This is a genomic window from Enterococcus pseudoavium NBRC 100491, from assembly GCF_001544295.1.
GTDB lineage: Bacteria > Bacillota > Bacilli > Lactobacillales > Enterococcaceae > Enterococcus_A > Enterococcus_A pseudoavium.
Genome location: NZ_BCQF01000018.1, coordinates 13,734 through 28,943 on the forward strand (window position 1 = coordinate 13,734; position 15,210 = coordinate 28,943).

General features: G+C 38.9%; 15 protein-coding genes and 1 tRNA gene. 7 read left to right on the forward strand and 9 right to left on the reverse strand.

Going from position 1 to position 15,210, the window contains the following annotated elements:
• Positions 1–282 precede the first annotated feature (282 nt).
• A complete protein-coding gene (locus EP1_RS09170; protein ID WP_067626688.1) occupies positions 283–1,089 on the forward strand; it encodes a Cof-type HAD-IIB family hydrolase in 807 nt (268 codons plus the stop codon).
• A gap of 171 nt (positions 1,090–1,260) precedes the next feature.
• On the opposite strand, the gene EP1_RS09175 is transcribed toward EP1_RS09170, so the two are convergent.
• From EP1_RS09175 to EP1_RS09190, 4 genes are all read right to left on the reverse strand, one after another.
• A complete protein-coding gene (locus EP1_RS09175; RefSeq protein ID WP_067626690.1) occupies positions 1,261–2,043 on the reverse strand; it encodes a DUF4357 domain-containing protein in 783 nt (260 codons plus the stop codon).
• A 267-nt stretch (positions 2,044–2,310) separates the two neighbouring features.
• A complete protein-coding gene (locus tag EP1_RS09180; RefSeq protein ID WP_067626692.1) occupies positions 2,311–2,538 on the reverse strand; it encodes a hypothetical protein in 228 nt (75 codons plus the stop codon).
• Between the two features lie 199 nt (positions 2,539–2,737).
• Positions 2,738–2,825 (reverse strand) — tRNA-Ser (locus tag EP1_RS09185).
• Positions 2,826–2,866: 41 nt separating this feature from the next.
• Entirely contained in the window at positions 2,867–3,439 is a 573-nt protein-coding gene (locus EP1_RS09190; protein WP_067626694.1) for a TetR/AcrR family transcriptional regulator, read from the reverse strand.
• A 393-nt stretch (positions 3,440–3,832) separates the two neighbouring features.
• Here EP1_RS09190 and EP1_RS09195 point away from each other — a divergent pair, with 393 nt between their 5' ends.
• The 4 genes from EP1_RS09195 (at position 3,833) to EP1_RS09210 (ending at position 7,595) form a co-directional block, all read left to right on the forward strand.
• Positions 3,833–4,585: a threonine/serine exporter family protein gene (locus EP1_RS09195; RefSeq protein WP_067626696.1), complete on the forward strand. Its 753-nt coding sequence runs from the start codon at positions 3,833–3,835 to the stop codon at positions 4,583–4,585.
• Between the two features lie 49 nt (positions 4,586–4,634).
• Positions 4,635–5,084, forward strand: a complete 450-nt coding sequence (locus EP1_RS09200; protein ID WP_067626698.1) for a threonine/serine exporter family protein — start codon at positions 4,635–4,637, stop codon at positions 5,082–5,084.
• A gap of 270 nt (positions 5,085–5,354) precedes the next feature.
• Complete coding sequence (locus EP1_RS09205) at positions 5,355–5,954, forward strand: TVP38/TMEM64 family protein (RefSeq protein ID WP_067626700.1); 600 nt, start codon at positions 5,355–5,357, stop codon at positions 5,952–5,954.
• Positions 5,955–6,026: 72 nt separating this feature from the next.
• Positions 6,027–7,595, forward strand: coding sequence for a glycerophosphodiester phosphodiesterase family protein (locus EP1_RS09210; RefSeq protein WP_067626702.1), 1,569 nt, complete (start codon positions 6,027–6,029; stop codon positions 7,593–7,595).
• 305 nt (positions 7,596–7,900) lie between these two features.
• Here EP1_RS09210 and EP1_RS09215 read toward each other — a convergent pair whose 3' ends face one another.
• From EP1_RS09215 to gdhA, 3 genes are all read right to left on the reverse strand, one after another.
• Positions 7,901–8,131 carry a hypothetical protein gene (locus EP1_RS09215; RefSeq protein ID WP_067626704.1) on the reverse strand — a complete coding sequence of 77 codons (231 nt, stop codon included), beginning with the start codon at positions 8,129–8,131 and terminating at the stop codon, positions 7,901–7,903.
• 412 nt (positions 8,132–8,543) lie between these two features.
• A complete protein-coding gene (locus EP1_RS09220; RefSeq protein ID WP_067626706.1) occupies positions 8,544–9,890 on the reverse strand; it encodes a glucose-6-phosphate isomerase in 1,347 nt (448 codons plus the stop codon).
• 85 nt (positions 9,891–9,975) lie between these two features.
• The gene (gene gdhA / locus EP1_RS09225; RefSeq protein ID WP_067626708.1) at positions 9,976–11,322 is read right to left on the reverse strand and encodes an NADP-specific glutamate dehydrogenase; all 1,347 of its coding nucleotides are present in this window, start codon (positions 11,320–11,322) and stop codon (positions 9,976–9,978) included.
• A 157-nt stretch (positions 11,323–11,479) separates the two neighbouring features.
• On the opposite strand from gdhA, the gene EP1_RS09230 reads away from it, so the two are divergent.
• Positions 11,480–12,736 (forward strand): BaiN/RdsA family NAD(P)/FAD-dependent oxidoreductase, encoded by a 1,257-nt coding sequence (locus EP1_RS09230; RefSeq protein ID WP_067626710.1) that lies wholly within the window; start codon positions 11,480–11,482, stop codon positions 12,734–12,736.
• Here the strand turns inward: EP1_RS09230 and ybaK are convergent.
• Positions 12,733–13,218, reverse strand: a complete 486-nt coding sequence (ybaK, locus tag EP1_RS09235) for a Cys-tRNA(Pro) deacylase (protein ID WP_067626711.1) — start codon at positions 13,216–13,218, stop codon at positions 12,733–12,735. The genes EP1_RS09230 and ybaK overlap by 4 nt on opposite strands.
• A 131-nt stretch (positions 13,219–13,349) precedes the next feature.
• On the opposite strand from ybaK, the gene EP1_RS09240 reads away from it, so the two are divergent.
• The gene (locus tag EP1_RS09240; protein ID WP_067626713.1) at positions 13,350–14,387 is read left to right on the forward strand and encodes a tagatose 1,6-diphosphate aldolase; all 1,038 of its coding nucleotides are present in this window, start codon (positions 13,350–13,352) and stop codon (positions 14,385–14,387) included.
• A 45-nt stretch (positions 14,388–14,432) separates the two neighbouring features.
• On the opposite strand, the gene aroD is transcribed toward EP1_RS09240, so the two are convergent.
• Positions 14,433–15,200: a type I 3-dehydroquinate dehydratase gene (gene aroD / locus EP1_RS09245; protein WP_245630602.1), complete on the reverse strand. Its 768-nt coding sequence runs from the start codon at positions 15,198–15,200 to the stop codon at positions 14,433–14,435.
• Positions 15,201–15,210: the final 10 nt, after the last annotated feature.

The window sequence follows — 15,210 nt, forward strand, 5'->3', positions numbered from 1 at the left end:
ATACTATAGCAGACTCTGATAGAAAAAACTTTTGTCTTCTCTTGAAAAGCGCTAAATTTTTTTAATACTTGCCTCTTTTTTAAGCGCTACAGTTGCGTTTTCTAACGAATATGCTAGACTGAAACAAATTGACACAAGAATACTAAGTCTACCTTTAAACAGCAAGCTCGCTTAAATTGAAAACAGATCATTGGAATTTCCATAGATTTTGTCATCAACTGATAGGTCATTTAGTATTCGACTCGAAGACAAATTTTTTTGTTAGTAGAGAAAGGAGTTTTTATGAAAAAATTAATCGCTATTGACTTAGATGGAACAACTCTTAACCAAGAATCTAAGATTACTGATAAGACAGCCAAAACTTTACACCGAGCAATCGCGGATGGCCATTCGGTCGTGATTGCTACCGGTCGTCCTTACCGCATGAGCAAAAACTTTTATCATGACCTGCAGCTAACGACACCGATGATTAATTTTAACGGTGCTTTAGTTCATTTACCCGGTAAAAAATGGGCAGATGAACAAGAAGCATCAATTAATCGAAGAATTGTTTTTGAAATGCTCGCAGAAAAGAAAAATCTTAAGTTAGATTTTATTGCGGCTGAAAACCGCGATACGTTCTTTATTGATGATTTAAAATTCTTTGACCAACATTTCTTTGCCAGCGATTTCGCAACGAGTGATAATCTGCTAACCGTCAATACATTACGAACTAATCCCACCTCGATCCTGCTACGTAGTCAACCCGAAAATGTTGTTGGCGTTTCTGATGAATTGAAGCAGCAATTTGGGACGGAAGTAGAAGTAAATACTTGGGGCGGACCAAATCCAATCTTAGAAGTGGTCGCTAAAGGGATTCAAAAAGCTCATGGCTTAAAGCGAGTAATCAAAAGTCTTAACGTGAAACAAGAAGACGTTCTCGCATTTGGGGATGAGCACAACGATGTTGACATGCTGAAATTTGCAGGTTGGGGTGTTGCTATGGCTAACGGAACAGATCAGCTTAAAGCAGTGGCAAACGACATCACTGAAAAGCCTAACACTGAAGACGGTCTAGCTGATTATCTGACTAAATATCTTGACCTGTAATTAAACCAAGTTTCAAAAGCTGCCTAACGCTTAATGTAGGCAGCTTTTTTCTTTGAATATTTATGATTGCAAATTAGAAACTCACTACTCCATTCGTTAGGCGAGAAATAAATAGTATGTCTAGCACAGACAAAAAAAGCGACTCGAAAGCCGCTTGAATTTTGATTCTATTTAATTCACTACAGAGTATTCATCAATCGTCTTGCCGTTTTCATCTTTTAGAACTAACCAACCATTGGTCCCTGCATAATATAAAAACATCCCGATTTCATTGACACTTTTAAAAACAAGATCTTCCGTCGTTACGAAATTGGATATTTGATCTGCATGATCAGCACGCAATTTCTCAGCTAAACGAGCGCTAAAACCAATCGAACCATCTTTGTTTAACGGGATTTCTTTGGTTAATTTTGCCCCTGCCTTCAGCAGCATCTCATTGCGCTTTTGCCAAATGACTTCTCCTGTTGCTCCATTATAATCAATATAAAATGAAATCTCACTAATCTGCTTATTCCAACGATGTTGCGCTTTAGCCGGTTTTTTCTTAATTTTTTTATTTTCATAACCAAATGTTGCCAAAATCTCAAATAACTCCTGCTGATAACCCGCAACTGTCGGGAAATGATTGACCTCTATTTTTTGTGAGTCAGATAACCCCTTGACCTTCAAACCAGCCGTTTGCCAAGCCGCTAACATTTGCTGCGCTAACGCTTTAATTTCCAGCTCCCAGGGAACACTGATTATCACAAGACTGTCAGAGTTTTCCAGAATTTTTTTATCAATCGATTTCCCGTGATCAATCGTCTGGGGTTCGCGTCCTCGAAAGGATAATATCAACATTTCACTAGTTAAAGCCGGAATTTTTTTCAACTCCCGATAGATCGTCATCATGCCTTGTTCGTCAAAGTAAATCTTGGTGACCGCCGGTTCAATCTCTACCGCTAACTTAATCATCGCAAATCCTCCTCTTTTTTCTTTAGCTTATAAAAAAAGCTGAAGCGAGTCGAATAATACGGCTCGACAGAATGGATTAAAACTTGTTCAAAAAGATTAGAATAGGGTTCTGAGATGATTGAATATCTCAGAACCCTATTGCTACTAATAGATAAGACAAGCCGCTAACCTTATCTATTTCTACTTAATTTAGCTCACTCAATAAAAGACAAACAATTGCTGCACTACTAGACTAAGCGAAACAATTTTAGAATACTTTCTCAGCGACTAGTCAATAATCTTTTTTACTTTAAAGGCTTCCGTCGTTTTAGAAGGCTCCTCCTGATCAGCTAGTTCAAAAAGAATATGGGTCCCTTGCTCTTCATCTTCAACAATGACTAATTTGCCTAACGGTTTACGCTGATCCTTGACAATTTGAGCCTCTTTGATCAATTCTTTAGAATCACGCTTTGCTGCAAGCGCATTACCCAAATTAAAAAATACCGTCTCTTCCACAGTTCTCCCTCCTTTTCAGCACAAATCTTTGATTAAAATACTTATCTTTGATTATAACAGAAGTTGCCGGAAATGCTTTATTCACTAAACTTCTTACTACAAGTACACCGTAGTGATTTTAAGCAGCCCACGTTTTTATTCAAAGCATAAAAGAATACAAAAAAAAGCGGCCAAGGCCACGTCAAATGATAGATAAATAAGGAAGGTACGGGACTTGAACCCGTGCACCACATTACTGCGGCTCGCCGGATTTCGAGTCCGGTGCATTACCACTCTGCCAACCTTCCGCACCATTTATCTTACCGCTTTTGTTTTAAATGTCAAGATTTTATAACACGTCTAATACGGAAATGTCTTCTTGTTTCATAATCGCATCTAGTGTATGGGTGATTAAATGGATAATTTGGTCTTCATTCGGCTCGATAATACTTGAAGACATCAAAGTCGCGATTCCGCTAACAACAATCCAAGTTCCTACGTGTAAAGCATTGATCCGTTCTTCTGACAGCTTATTATATTTTGGGTGTTCTCTGATCAATTGATGGAAGTATTTATAAGAAAAGTCATGCATTTTGCTCCCGCCGCCGTATTCTTGCACATATAGGGCGTTATAGAGATTGCTTTGATTTTTGGCAAAGTACACATAATTCAAGCCTAAGTCCACGATCGTATCACCCGTATGAACTTCTGGGAAAATATCGTAGTATAGGTGATTACAGATTTCGTCTAATAATGTATTTTTCAAATCACTCATGTTTTTAAACTCTAAATAGATTGGTTGCGTACTGATTCCCATTTTCTTGGCAATGTTGCGCGCTGTAAATCCAGAAAAGCCTTCATTTTCAACAACTTCGTAAGCGGCCTTTAAAATCTGGTCTTTGGTGTAAACTTTTCTTCTCATTATTATTCCTCCCAGAACGTTATTATTTTTCTCGTCATTTTATTGTAATCAAAAACTGATTAGTTTTGCAACCCTTATGTTTGATGTTATCTAAATTTCACTAATTTTTTTCCTTATATCTAATTTTCTCTTTAGCTTTTTTCTTATAAAGGCAGCGAAAACGTTTTATTATTTTTATAAATTTTAACTTATTTTATCAAACAGAAAAAAAAGCGTTATAGATTTACTTGCATTTTTGTTTCTTTAAAATGAATACATTGGTTTTAAAAACAAAATGTTCTGTTACTTTATTATACTTTCTCTAGCTCTTTGAGACAATCTTTATTCTTTTTCTTGTTTAATTCATTCATTTTTTCTACTATAGTATAGGAATAGAAAAAGGTGGTTAATTGGATGGAACAGCAAAACTATGCGCAACTCGTTTTAAATACCTGTTTAAAAGCAGGAAAAATCATGATGGAATCCGGTTCGGAAGTCTATCGAGTAGAAGATACCATGAAGCGGATCGCCATCAATGCCGGGCTGGATGACATTCAGACCTATGTCACAGCGACTGGGTTGATAATTGGATTTCCTTCTGAACAAAACAGCCAAGTCGTGCAAATCACACCGCACTCAATCAATCTTGAAAAAGTAACAGCGGTCAATCAAGGTTCCCGTCAATTTGCAGACGGCGAACTTTCTTTGCCTGATTTTTATCTATATTTAGAAGAAGTCGATCAAGCAACACCTGATTTCCCTTTTTTGTGGAAAATCATTGCAGCCGGGATTGTCAGCAGTACTTTAATGATTATTTTAAATGGAACTTGGTTTGATTTTATTCCGACTTTCATTATTGGAATGATCGGCTTTGCTGTCCATACATTTTTCGGTAACAAATTACAGATGAATTTTTTGAATGATTTTGTGGCAGCTCTCGTGATTGGGGTCTGTTCATTGATCGCCGCGTCAAGCTCACTAGCACAAGACGTGAATAGTTTGATTATCGGCTCAATCATGCCTTTAGTACCGGGGCTTGCCATCACTAATGCTTTTCGTGATATTATGGCTGGGCATTTAATCAGCGGCGTTGCTCGCGGGACTGAGGCTTTGTTCATTGCCGGAGCAATCGGCGGGGGCATCATTATTGCCTTTAATTTTTTCTAAGCACTTTTCCAGAAAAATAAAGTAATCATATGAAGTTAGGAGTTTTCCCATGACTTTTATTGTCAATTTTTTATTTAGTATGTTTAGTACGATCGCTTTTAGCGTTATCACTAATATCCCCCGCCGCGCCTTTCTAGCTTGCGGGTTTACCGGTGCTCTGGGCTGGATGACTTTTTGGATTTTACAGACTTATTTCGGTCAAAATATCGGAATCGCCAATTTCTTAGGGGCACTGGTTATCGGATTGGTTAGTATCTTTTTCTCAAGAACAATGCACATGCCAGTGATCGTTTTCAATGTTCCTAGCCTAGTGCCTTTGGTTCCAGGAGGCCCCGCCTATATGGCAGTTCGCTTCATAATGGATCAGCATTTCACCGAAGCAATGCAAAAAGTCGTTGTCGTTCTAGTAACTTCCGGAGCTATTGCGATTGGCTTTATGTTTACCAATTTGATTGAACGAGCTTTAAAACGAACCCGCTCCAATTTTCAAACAAAATAATTTTGCTTAAGAGGTTATGATTAGATTTTTACCATAACCTTTTTCGTTTGCCTCCGAATGCAAACGTTTTCTTTAATGTTTAAAAATTATTTTAAATTTAATGTAAAACAGCAAATTACAACCTCAGACCTATGCAATCTGCCAAATTTTCCGCTATACTTCAAAATAAGCAGATGAGGAGAAGCGTTTAACGCTTGCTTGGGTAAGCGCATAAAATGGTATCCGCCATAATAATAGCTATTCTTCATGTTCGAAAAGGAGCTGAATCGAATGAGTGTTGTACAATCTAGAAGACTCTTGAATCTTATTTCTTTGATAGGTATTGCCACGACAATTAGTTTGACAATCTACTTCTATCATTTAGGAGTATTTAATGACATAAATTCACTACAGCAGCTAGTCGGATCCTCGACAATCGCTGGACCTCTGATTTTTATCGCAATCCAGATCATCCAAGTGGTCATTCCAATTATTCCAGGAGGCGTCAGTTTAGCAGCTGGTGTTCTAATTTTTGGTCCTTATTGGGGATTTGTTTACAATTATGTCGGGATTGTAATTGGTTCGTTAATTCTTTTCCTGATGGGGCGCCACTATGGCAAACCCTTGATTATGCATCTTGTTAGTGATAAGGTATATCAAAAATACAATCATTGGCTTGATGATCAGTCTCGTTTTGAAAAAATGTTTACCTTGGCTATTTTTCTACCGATTGCACCTGATGATGCACTTTGTCTGATGGCCAGTCTAACAAACATGTCTTTTAAAAAATACAGTGCGATCATCTTTTTGGCTAAACCAGCTTCAATTTTTCTATATAGCTGGGCATTACTACAAGGTGGCAGCTTATTATCACACTTATTCGTCCACTAAACTACTAGTGGACTTTTTTATTTGTTATCCATTTTAATTCAAATGATTGCTTAACTAATTTTTGGAGGTCCCATGAATACTAACTCGCAACGGTACATTCGTTTTTTTAGCACTATTTCTTTTTACGATTTTTTCTTACTCACTTTTGGACTGTCCTTTTTATCTGAGAGTCTTTTTTTATTTTTGCGACAGAGCTTCTTGCATAATCTTTACCAACCGTTTTATTTGCTACTATTTCTCGCATTGATCTGGCTCTACGGCAGTCTCTTTAATCAAATCCAAGCTGGAGAAAAAGTACTCCAAAATTTTTCTTTACCCGCCGCTTTCAACAGTTTCATATTTTGGCTGCTCCTCTCACCACTCTTTTTCTTTCGCTTTTATCATTTATTACTAGTTTGGCGGCCCTTACCAGCTAATTGGCTTTCTTTTTTATTTTTGTATCGCTGGAAAATACTACCCATTATCGTCCTCATTTATTGGTTACTGCTCTATCTTCTGTCCCGCAATCTTTTAGTTTCTAAATTTTTGAAGCAAGGAAAAAGCTATCCACAAAGTGTTTGGCTTAGCTGGCAGCAAACCAAACAAAATCTTGTTAAACAAAGCCTTGCCATTTTATTCTTTGCTCTAAGCTTTATCGTCGTAACCCTTGGTATAAAACTCTCATTTATTTGGTTTACCCGCTTTGTGACTGGACGAACTGGTGGCATCATTCTCCTAATTCTTTATCGGACTGTCCAAAATTGCCTCTCTATGTTCTTTTTCTTCCTCCTTGCAAGTTTTAACAAGAAAACGGCTAGTACAGGGGCTCAGAACAAAGCAGCATGGTTCCGACTCAGCTTGCTAGTGATTGCTTATATAGGACTGTATTCACTCCATTTCACTCAATCTTTCGACGTACCACAAGCACCTAAACCTATCAGAATCTCTCATCGCGGGGTTTCTAATGCTAACGGACTGCAAAATTCGATTGAAGCACTAAAACGAACCAATCATACCTTTCATCCAGATTTGATCGAAATGGATGTTCAAGAAACGGCAGATCATCGATTAGTCGTAATCCACGACGAGAATCTTAAAAACTTAGCCGGTAAGAATATCCGAGTCGATGAAACTTCCTGGTCCGAGTTAAAGCAACTTACGCTAAAGGAACATGGTTACAGTAGTACCGTTTCATTATTTAAGGATTATTTAACAGCGGCCAATCAATTAAATCAACGATTATTGATCGAACTGAAAGTTACAAATAAAACAAAATCAACAATCCTTCGAGGTTTGCTGCCTTTAGAAAAACAATTAGCCAACCATCAGTTACAAAGTATGGATCTTCATACTGCAAACCAGCTAAAGAATCTTTTTCCGAGACTAAAGGTTGGCTATCTCCTGCCCTTTGATCTACTCGGTAGTCCCAAAAATTCGCTAGACTTTGTTAATATCGAAGCTCGAACGGCTAGCGGAGATTTGATTCAAGCTACAAAGCGGCGTAAACAATCGGTTTATGTTTGGTCAGTCAACTCAACTCACCAAGCAGCGATCTTTTCTTTTCAACCTTGGGACGGACTACTAACCGATGACCTCACGATCTTTGCCAAAAAAACCAACACTATTCAAAATCAGACTGCTAGCATTTTACGCTTTGATTGACTTCAAGACTAACTTAGCTGTCATTCCTTCTATCTCAACTTCCTCAAAATTATTGACAGTTGACGAAAACCTAAAGATTATTTATAAGCAAAAGTTTTTAGCTCGTTATTGGAAAAACTAAATCAAGTTTTTCCAATAACTTTTTTTGATCAATTAATCTTTTCACTTGACGACCTTTTCCATTCAATAAAAAGCGTTCAAAGTTCCACACGCTTCCAAGCCCATTTTTAAACAAAAAAAAACGGCCTTATAAAAAAGGCCGGATACTTTATTAAGAGAAATATTTCACATGTTGTTATAAACAATTATGCGCTACATTCTGCAATCTCTGCGCAAGCTAGTACATCTTCATATTTTACTAACAAACGATTTTGCAGTTCAATCACCGCTGCCCGGTCCGTTGGGTGACAATCGGCAACATTGATTAAGACCGTATTGTTGTAAAGTTGTTCCACCACTCCTACGACTTCTTTTTTTATTCCGATTGCACGGCATTCATAAGCAAGACCAATTTCAATAGTTTCTGTCATTTCCATAATAACCCCCCTTTATTTCTACGTTTTTATAATAACATAACAAAAGAAGATTGAAAACGTTTTTTACTAATTATTTTACCTTTATATCAACAAAACACTAACATTGAATTAACGATCGCAAAACACAAACATAAACAACTTTAGTTATTTTTAATCTTGTATTAATTGCTTGCTTATCTTTATTGGTTTAAACCCGATTTCATTAGCTGCTAATATGGTTTTTGTTATTATTTTTTTCTAACCCCTCATTAGTTTTAATACGGCAAGAAGGCTACGGACAGTTTATTCTTCTTGATTTTAAGTAATAATCAACCATTTCTTTTAATCAATCCCAAAAACTGGTTGCTTAAGCAGCTACTCTTCTGGAAATACAAAAAAAAGGTCCTCGCAATGCGAGAACCTTTTTTACGTCTTATAAACGATCGTTCAATTCTTTTGCTAGATCTTCAAAACCTGGTTTGCCAAGTAATGCAAACATGTTTTTCTTGTAAGCTTCCACACCTGGTTGGTTGAATGGGTTCACACCTAATAAGTAACCAGAGATACCGACTGCGATTTCAAAGAAGTACATTGCATAACCTAAAGTATAAGCATCCATTGTTGGAATGTTTAAAACAAAGTTAGGTACACCGCCATCAGTATGAGCCAATAACGTTCCTTGGTAAGCTTTAGAGTTAACAAAGTCAACATCTTTGCCTTCTAAGTAACCTAATCCATCTAAGTCAGATTCTTGTGAAGGAATCGCAACAGATTTGCGTGGTTTTTCTACTTTCACGATTGTTTCGAAGATATTACGGCGACCTTCTTGAATGTATTGACCAAATGAATGTAGGTCAGTTGAGAAGTTGGCACTTGATGGGTAGATCCCTTTCAAGTCTTTTCCTTCTGATTCACCGTATAATTGTTTCCACCATTCGTTGAAATATTGCATACCTGGTTCGTAGTTGACTAAAATTTCAGTCACTTTGCCTTTACGGTATAAAATATTACGAAGAGCCGCATATTGATATGCTTCGTTTTCATCTAAGTTCTCGCTTGAGTAAGCTTCACGAGCATCTGCTGCCCCTTGCATCAAAGCATCGATGTCTGCACCGCTAGCTGCGATTGGCAATAGACCTACTGCTGTAAGAACTGAGAAACGCCCGCCGACATCATCAGGAATCACGAATGTTTCCCAACCAGCTGCATCGGCTTCAACTTTTACAGCTCCACGAGCTTTATCAGTTGTTGCGTAAATACGTTTGTTAGCTTCTTCTTCACCATATTTTTTGATCAATAATTCTTTGAAGACACGGAAGGCGATGGCTGGTTCAGTTGTTGTTCCTGATTTAGAGATCACGTTAACTGAGAAATCACGGTCGCCAATCACTTCGATCAAGTCAGCGATATAAGTTGAGCTGATTGAGTTTCCTGCAAAGAATACTTGCGGAGCTTTGCGATCTTCTTTGTCTAACACATTGAAGAAACTTTGGTGTAAAAATTCAATTGCTGCACGTGCTCCAAGATAAGAACCACCGATCCCGATAACCACTAATACTTCAGAATCTGATTGAATTTTTTCAGCTGCTTTTTTAATACGCGCAAATTCATCTTTGTCATAGTTTACTGGAAGATCAATCCAGCCAAGAAAATCACTTCCTGCGCCAGTCCCTTCGCGTAATTCTTTGTGAGCTAGAGCTACTTCAGATTTGATATAGTCCATTTCATGTTCGCTCACGAACGGTGCTACTTTCGAATAATCGAAATGAATGTGTGCCATTGTTTTTCCTCCTTGAAAGTCACTTCATAACACTCTATACTTTACGTTTATTTTGATTTTTTTTCAAGCAGGAACCATTTAAAAATTAAACAGTTCCCTGTGCTAACATCGCTGCAGCAACTTTTGCGAACCCAGCAATATTGGCTCCTGCCGCAAAATTATCTTTTTCAGCATATTTTTCAGCTGTATCGCGACAAGTTTCATAGATGTTTTTCATAATATCATCTAATTTGCTGTCAACTTCTTCCTTGGTCCAAGCTAAACGCTGTGAATTTTGGCTCATTTCTAATGCTGAAACCGCAACCCCACCAGCATTCGCCGCTTTCCCAGGCCCATAAAGCACACCGTTTTTATGATACAGTTTAACGGCACCATTCGTACTTGGCATGTTTGCCCCTTCTGCGACAATCTTCACGCCATTTTTCACTAAGATTTCTGCTTTTTTATCATCGATCTCATTTTGCGTCGCACAAGGTAACGCGATGTCTGCCGCAGTTTCAAGCTCCCAAACAGAGCCTTCATGGTATTCTGCAGTCGGACGCTCTTTCGCATATTCCGTCAAGCGAGCACGACGAACTTCTTTGATATCTTTCAATAATTCAACATCAATACCGTCTTTATCGTAGATGTACCCATTCGAATCAGAACAAGTAATTGCAGTAGCACCTAATTCTTGGGCTTTTTCAATTGCATAGATTGCTACATTTCCGCTGCCGGAAACAAGAACTTTCTTACCTTCAAAAGAATCTTGACGATCGTTTAATAAGTGCTTCACGAAGTAGACCGCACCATAACCCGTTGCTTCCGTTCGTGCTAAACTGCCGTTAAAGCCTAATGGTTTTCCAGTCAGCACACCCATATCGTATTCACGCAAACGTTTGTATTGACCAAATAGATAGCCGATCTCGCGACCACCGACTCCAATGTCGCCTGCTGGTACGTCTAAGTTCGGTCCAATATGTTTTGATAATTCTGTCATGAAGCTTTGGCAATAACGCATCACTTCTGAATCAGATTTGCCTTTTGGATCAAAATCTGATCCCCCTTTACCGCCACCGATCGGAAGACCTGTCAAACTATTTTTAAAGATTTGCTCGAAACCTAAAAATTTCAAGATACTTAGATTCACGCTTGGATGGAAACGTAACCCGCCTTTATATGGCCCAATCGCAGAATTAAATTGCACACGATAGCCGCGATTAACTTGCCAATTACCTTCATCATCTTGCCAAGGCACACGAAACTGAATCATTCTTTCTGGTTCAATAATCATACCCAAAATATTTTTTTCAACATACTCTGGATGTTCCTCTAGAAAAGGAATCACAGTAGGTAAAAATTCTTCCACCGCTTGTAAAAACTCTTCTTGGTTCGGATCTTTTGCCTCTAAGTTCTTTTGAATCTGTTCAACATATTTTCGTGCTTCCATCATATTCCTCCTCACAGTTAATACTCATAGTTTACATCATTTTCTAATAGAAGTGAAAAAAAATTCATGCTACACTGCAAGTTGAATGCCAATTGTTCGTATTTACAGTATGATTATACAATGGAATAAGTAAATTGATGGATAAACGAGGTTAATACTAATGAGTAAAAAATTTGATGTAATCGTGATCGGCGGCGGACCCGCTGGTATGATGGCGGCGATCACTGCGGCGATGAATGGCGCCCAGGTCGCTTTGTTCGAGAAAAATAAACGTTTAGGGAAAAAACTATTGATGACTGGTGGTGGCCGCTGCAATGTCACCAATAATCGGCCGGTGGATGATTTAATCACCCATATCCCCGGCAATGGCCGCTTTTTATATAGTACTTTTTCACAATTTGATAACCAAGATATTATGTTTTTTTTTAGCGAGCGCGGCGTTTCTTTAAAAGAAGAAGATCATGGACGAATTTTCCCTGTTTCCGATAAATCAGCCACGATCGTCAATACTTTGAAAGACGAGCTGGAACAATTAAATGTGGCTCTTCATTTTAAAGAACCGATTGAAAAAATCATTACCGATGGTGTCGCTATCCAAGGCGTTCGTACTTCAGAGGGAGATTATTCTGCCAAGAGCATCATTGTGACAACAGGCGGGATCACCTATCCATCAACTGGATCACAAGGTGACGGCTATCGCTTCGCCAAAAGTGTCGGTCATCATGTCACACCTTTGTACCCGACGGAGTCGCCCATCTTTTTGACAGACGATTTTGTGGCAGACAAAATCCTACAGGGGCTCTCTTTGCAAGACGTGGGCCTATCCGTTGTTAATGAAAAAAATAAAACTATCGCGAGTCATGAGATGGATCTACTTTTCACTCATTTTGGCCTATCAGGCCCTGCTGCTTTACGCTGTTCAAGTTTCGTGAACCAACTGTTACGAACGCAAGAAACGGTGACTCTAAAACTTGACTATTTCCCTACTAAGACAGCGCCTGCCTTAATAACAGAAATCACAGAGCGTTGTGCTACTTCTACCAAACAATTAAAAAATGCATTGGCTGGTTTCTTACCAGAACGCCTGCTGCTTTTCTTTTTAGCAAAAGTTGGCATCGGTGAACAGACTTACAACCAGATCTCTAAAGAGCAATTGGAACAATTTGTTGCCTTTTGCAAAGAATGGAGATTAACGGCCAATAAAACATTTGGTTTAGAGAAATCCTTTGTAACCGGAGGAGGCGTAGAATTAAAAGAAATTAATCCGAAAGATTTAGCCAGTAAAAAAATCTCCGGCTTATATTTCGCCGGAGAAGTCCTAGATGTTAATGGTTATACTGGTGGCTACAATATCACTACGGCCTTTTGTACAGGCTATGTCGCCGGCACCCATGCCGCTTATCACGCTTTTAGCTAATCCGTCAATTCCGCAAATTGCCCCCGCGTCAGTTCTAAAATGGCGTCTGGGGCAATTTCCATCTGCAATCCTCTTTTACCCGCAGAAATCGCGATTCTTTCAAAATTTTTCGCTGAGGCATCGACAAATGTTGGAAATAGTTTCTTCATACCAATCGGTGAACAGCCCCCCCGAATATAACCGGTCGTCGTTTCCAAATCTCTCAAATGCAGCATCTCAACTTTTTTATTGCCACTAACTTTGGCCATTTTTTTTAAATCTAATTCATGATCGCTTGGGATTACTGCAACAACTGGACCCGTTTTATTTCCTACTGCTACTAATGTTTTAAAAATCCGAGCCGGTTCGATGGCTACTTGTTCTGCGACATGTTCTGCTCCTAGATCGTTTTCACTCCAAGCATACTCATGTTCTAGGTAAGCAATCTTCTTCTGTTCAACTAACCGAATGGCATTTGTTTTTTGAATTTTTTTCTTAGCCACGTTACTCTTCCACCTTTAAACTATTTTCTAAAGTCTATCAAAAATGGGCTCTTGAGACAAACTGATCGTTTCATTTGGTCTTTCTGCCAGATTGTCCTACACTTGAGAGGAACAGAAAGGATGGTTTCATCATGAAAAGAATTTCAAGAGGAAAGTTTGAAAAGATGCAACAATTATCAAATGATCAAGGCGTCATTGCGGCTTTAGCAATCGATCAACGAGGCTCTATGAAAAAAATGATGCAAGCGGCTGTTGGCGAAGAAAAATTCTCAATGGATCAAGTCTATGAATTTAAAGAACTGGTCTCACAAGAATTGACGAAAAATGTCAGCGCGATCCTACTAGATGAACAATATGGCTTCAAGGGAATCCAAGCGAAAGATCCTAATAGCGGATTGATTATGTCTTATGAAAAAACAGGCTACGATGCCAACACACCTGGCCGCTTGCCAGAACTTCTACCTAATGAATCCCTCGATCGTTTGTTAGCTAAGGGAGCCGATGCCGCTAAGGTCTTGGTGTATTATAATCCTGATGAATCTCAGGAGATTCTAGACGTGAAACACGCCTTCTTAGAACGCTTAGGCACAGAAGCTTTAGCTGCAGATATCCCCGTTTTTGTAGAACCCATCGTTTATGACAACGAGATTACTGACGATCATTCACCTGAATTTGCCAAAATCAAGCCACAAAAAGTGATCGATACTATTAAAGAATTTACGAAAGATAAATATCATATTGATGTTTTAAAAGTTGAGGTGCCCGTTCTCTTTAAATATGTTGAGGGCTTCAATCAAGGTAGCGACCCAGTGGTTTATACTAAAGACGAAGCAGCAGCCTACTTCAAAGAAGCCAGCGATGCGGCTACTCGTCCGTTTATTTATTTAAGTGCGGGCGTTTCAGCGGATATTTTCCGTGAAGAATTAATTTTTGCTGGTGAACACGGTGCTAATTATTCAGGTATCCTTGGTGGTCGGGCGACTTGGCGTGATGGCGTCCAAGTCTATGCCGATGGTGGTAAAGACGGCTTAATCAAGTGGTTGGACACCCAAGGGCGTGAAAACGTCGAAGAACTAAATGAAATCCTAGCCAAGTACGCAAAACCTTGGTATCAAATCTATGGTGGTTTAGACAATATTGAAGTTTTTGATATTGACGTAATGGCTTAAAAAGAACCGACTCTAGCAGTAATTACTGCTAGAGTCGGTTCTTTTTTATCTTAGTGTCTCTAACATCATCGCCAATTTTTCGGCTTCGATCTGGGCATCCGGAGAGGCTTGATTAGTTAAACAGCCATAAGCCATACAAGAGCCGCTCAATGATCCGCTAACCTGTGAAAATTTACCGATTCGGCCAAGAGAGACTGACACGACAGGTAAGGTCACAAACGTTTGCGCCTTCATGATAATATCCAGTTGTCGCAAAACATCCGCTTCGTTTTTAGGCTGGACTACGATCTTGGCAATATCTGCCCCCCAGTATTCCATTAAATTCAAACGAAAAAGAATCACTGCGTCTTCGGGTGTTTCATCAAAATTGTAATAACTTAAAATAACCCGTACATCGAGCGCTTGCAACCATTTAATAAAGGTCGTCGATAATTGATCCACGATTGATACTTCAACATCCGCCAGGTCAATCGCTCGCGAAGAAACCGCAAATTCATTGATATGACGGTATTGATTCATCGTGATTTCAATCTGTCCGCCGGCTTCAACAGTGCGTAAATTGAAAATCAACGGAATATTGCGGATTTCATCCCGTAACGCCAACAAAGTTAAATTCAGTTGTTCATCATCAAAGACATCTTCATAGTAGTCTGCTCGCCATTCGATCACTTCAGCAATTTTTTTGGCTTCACTAGCCTGCTCAATGATCTCATCGAAAGTCTTTCCTGTGATTGGCACGCAAATTTTCGGCTTGCCCGCGTCAAATCGTACATCTCTTACTTGAATATCCATCATATACGTATCCCATCCCATTTTCTTCTAT

Excerpts from the sequence above, each read along its gene's own strand:
- EP1_RS09170 (WP_067626688.1), top strand. The coding sequence starts at position 283 with ATGAAAAAATTAATCGCTATTGACTTAGATGGAACAACTCTTAACCAA.
- EP1_RS09175 (WP_067626690.1), bottom strand. The coding sequence starts at position 2,043 with ATGATTAAGTTAGCGGTAGAGATTGAACCGGCGGTCACCAAGATTTAC.
- EP1_RS09210 (WP_067626702.1), top strand. The coding sequence starts at position 6,027 with ATGAATACTAACTCGCAACGGTACATTCGTTTTTTTAGCACTATTTCT.
- EP1_RS09220 (WP_067626706.1), bottom strand. The coding sequence starts at position 9,890 with ATGGCACACATTCATTTCGATTATTCGAAAGTAGCACCGTTCGTGAGC.
- EP1_RS09190 (WP_067626694.1), bottom strand. The coding sequence starts at position 3,439 with ATGAGAAGAAAAGTTTACACCAAAGACCAGATTTTAAAGGCCGCTTAC.
- EP1_RS09205 (WP_067626700.1), top strand. The coding sequence starts at position 5,355 with ATGAGTGTTGTACAATCTAGAAGACTCTTGAATCTTATTTCTTTGATA.
- EP1_RS09195 (WP_067626696.1), top strand. The coding sequence starts at position 3,833 with ATGGAACAGCAAAACTATGCGCAACTCGTTTTAAATACCTGTTTAAAA.
- gdhA (WP_067626708.1), bottom strand. The coding sequence starts at position 11,322 with ATGATGGAAGCACGAAAATATGTTGAACAGATTCAAAAGAACTTAGAG.
- EP1_RS09240 (WP_067626713.1), top strand. The coding sequence starts at position 13,350 with ATGAAAAGAATTTCAAGAGGAAAGTTTGAAAAGATGCAACAATTATCA.
- EP1_RS09230 (WP_067626710.1), top strand. The coding sequence starts at position 11,480 with ATGAGTAAAAAATTTGATGTAATCGTGATCGGCGGCGGACCCGCTGGT.
- aroD (WP_245630602.1), bottom strand. The coding sequence starts at position 15,200 with ATGGGATGGGATACGTATATGATGGATATTCAAGTAAGAGATGTACGA.
- EP1_RS09215 (WP_067626704.1), bottom strand. The coding sequence starts at position 8,131 with ATGGAAATGACAGAAACTATTGAAATTGGTCTTGCTTATGAATGCCGT.
- EP1_RS09200 (WP_067626698.1), top strand. The coding sequence starts at position 4,635 with ATGACTTTTATTGTCAATTTTTTATTTAGTATGTTTAGTACGATCGCT.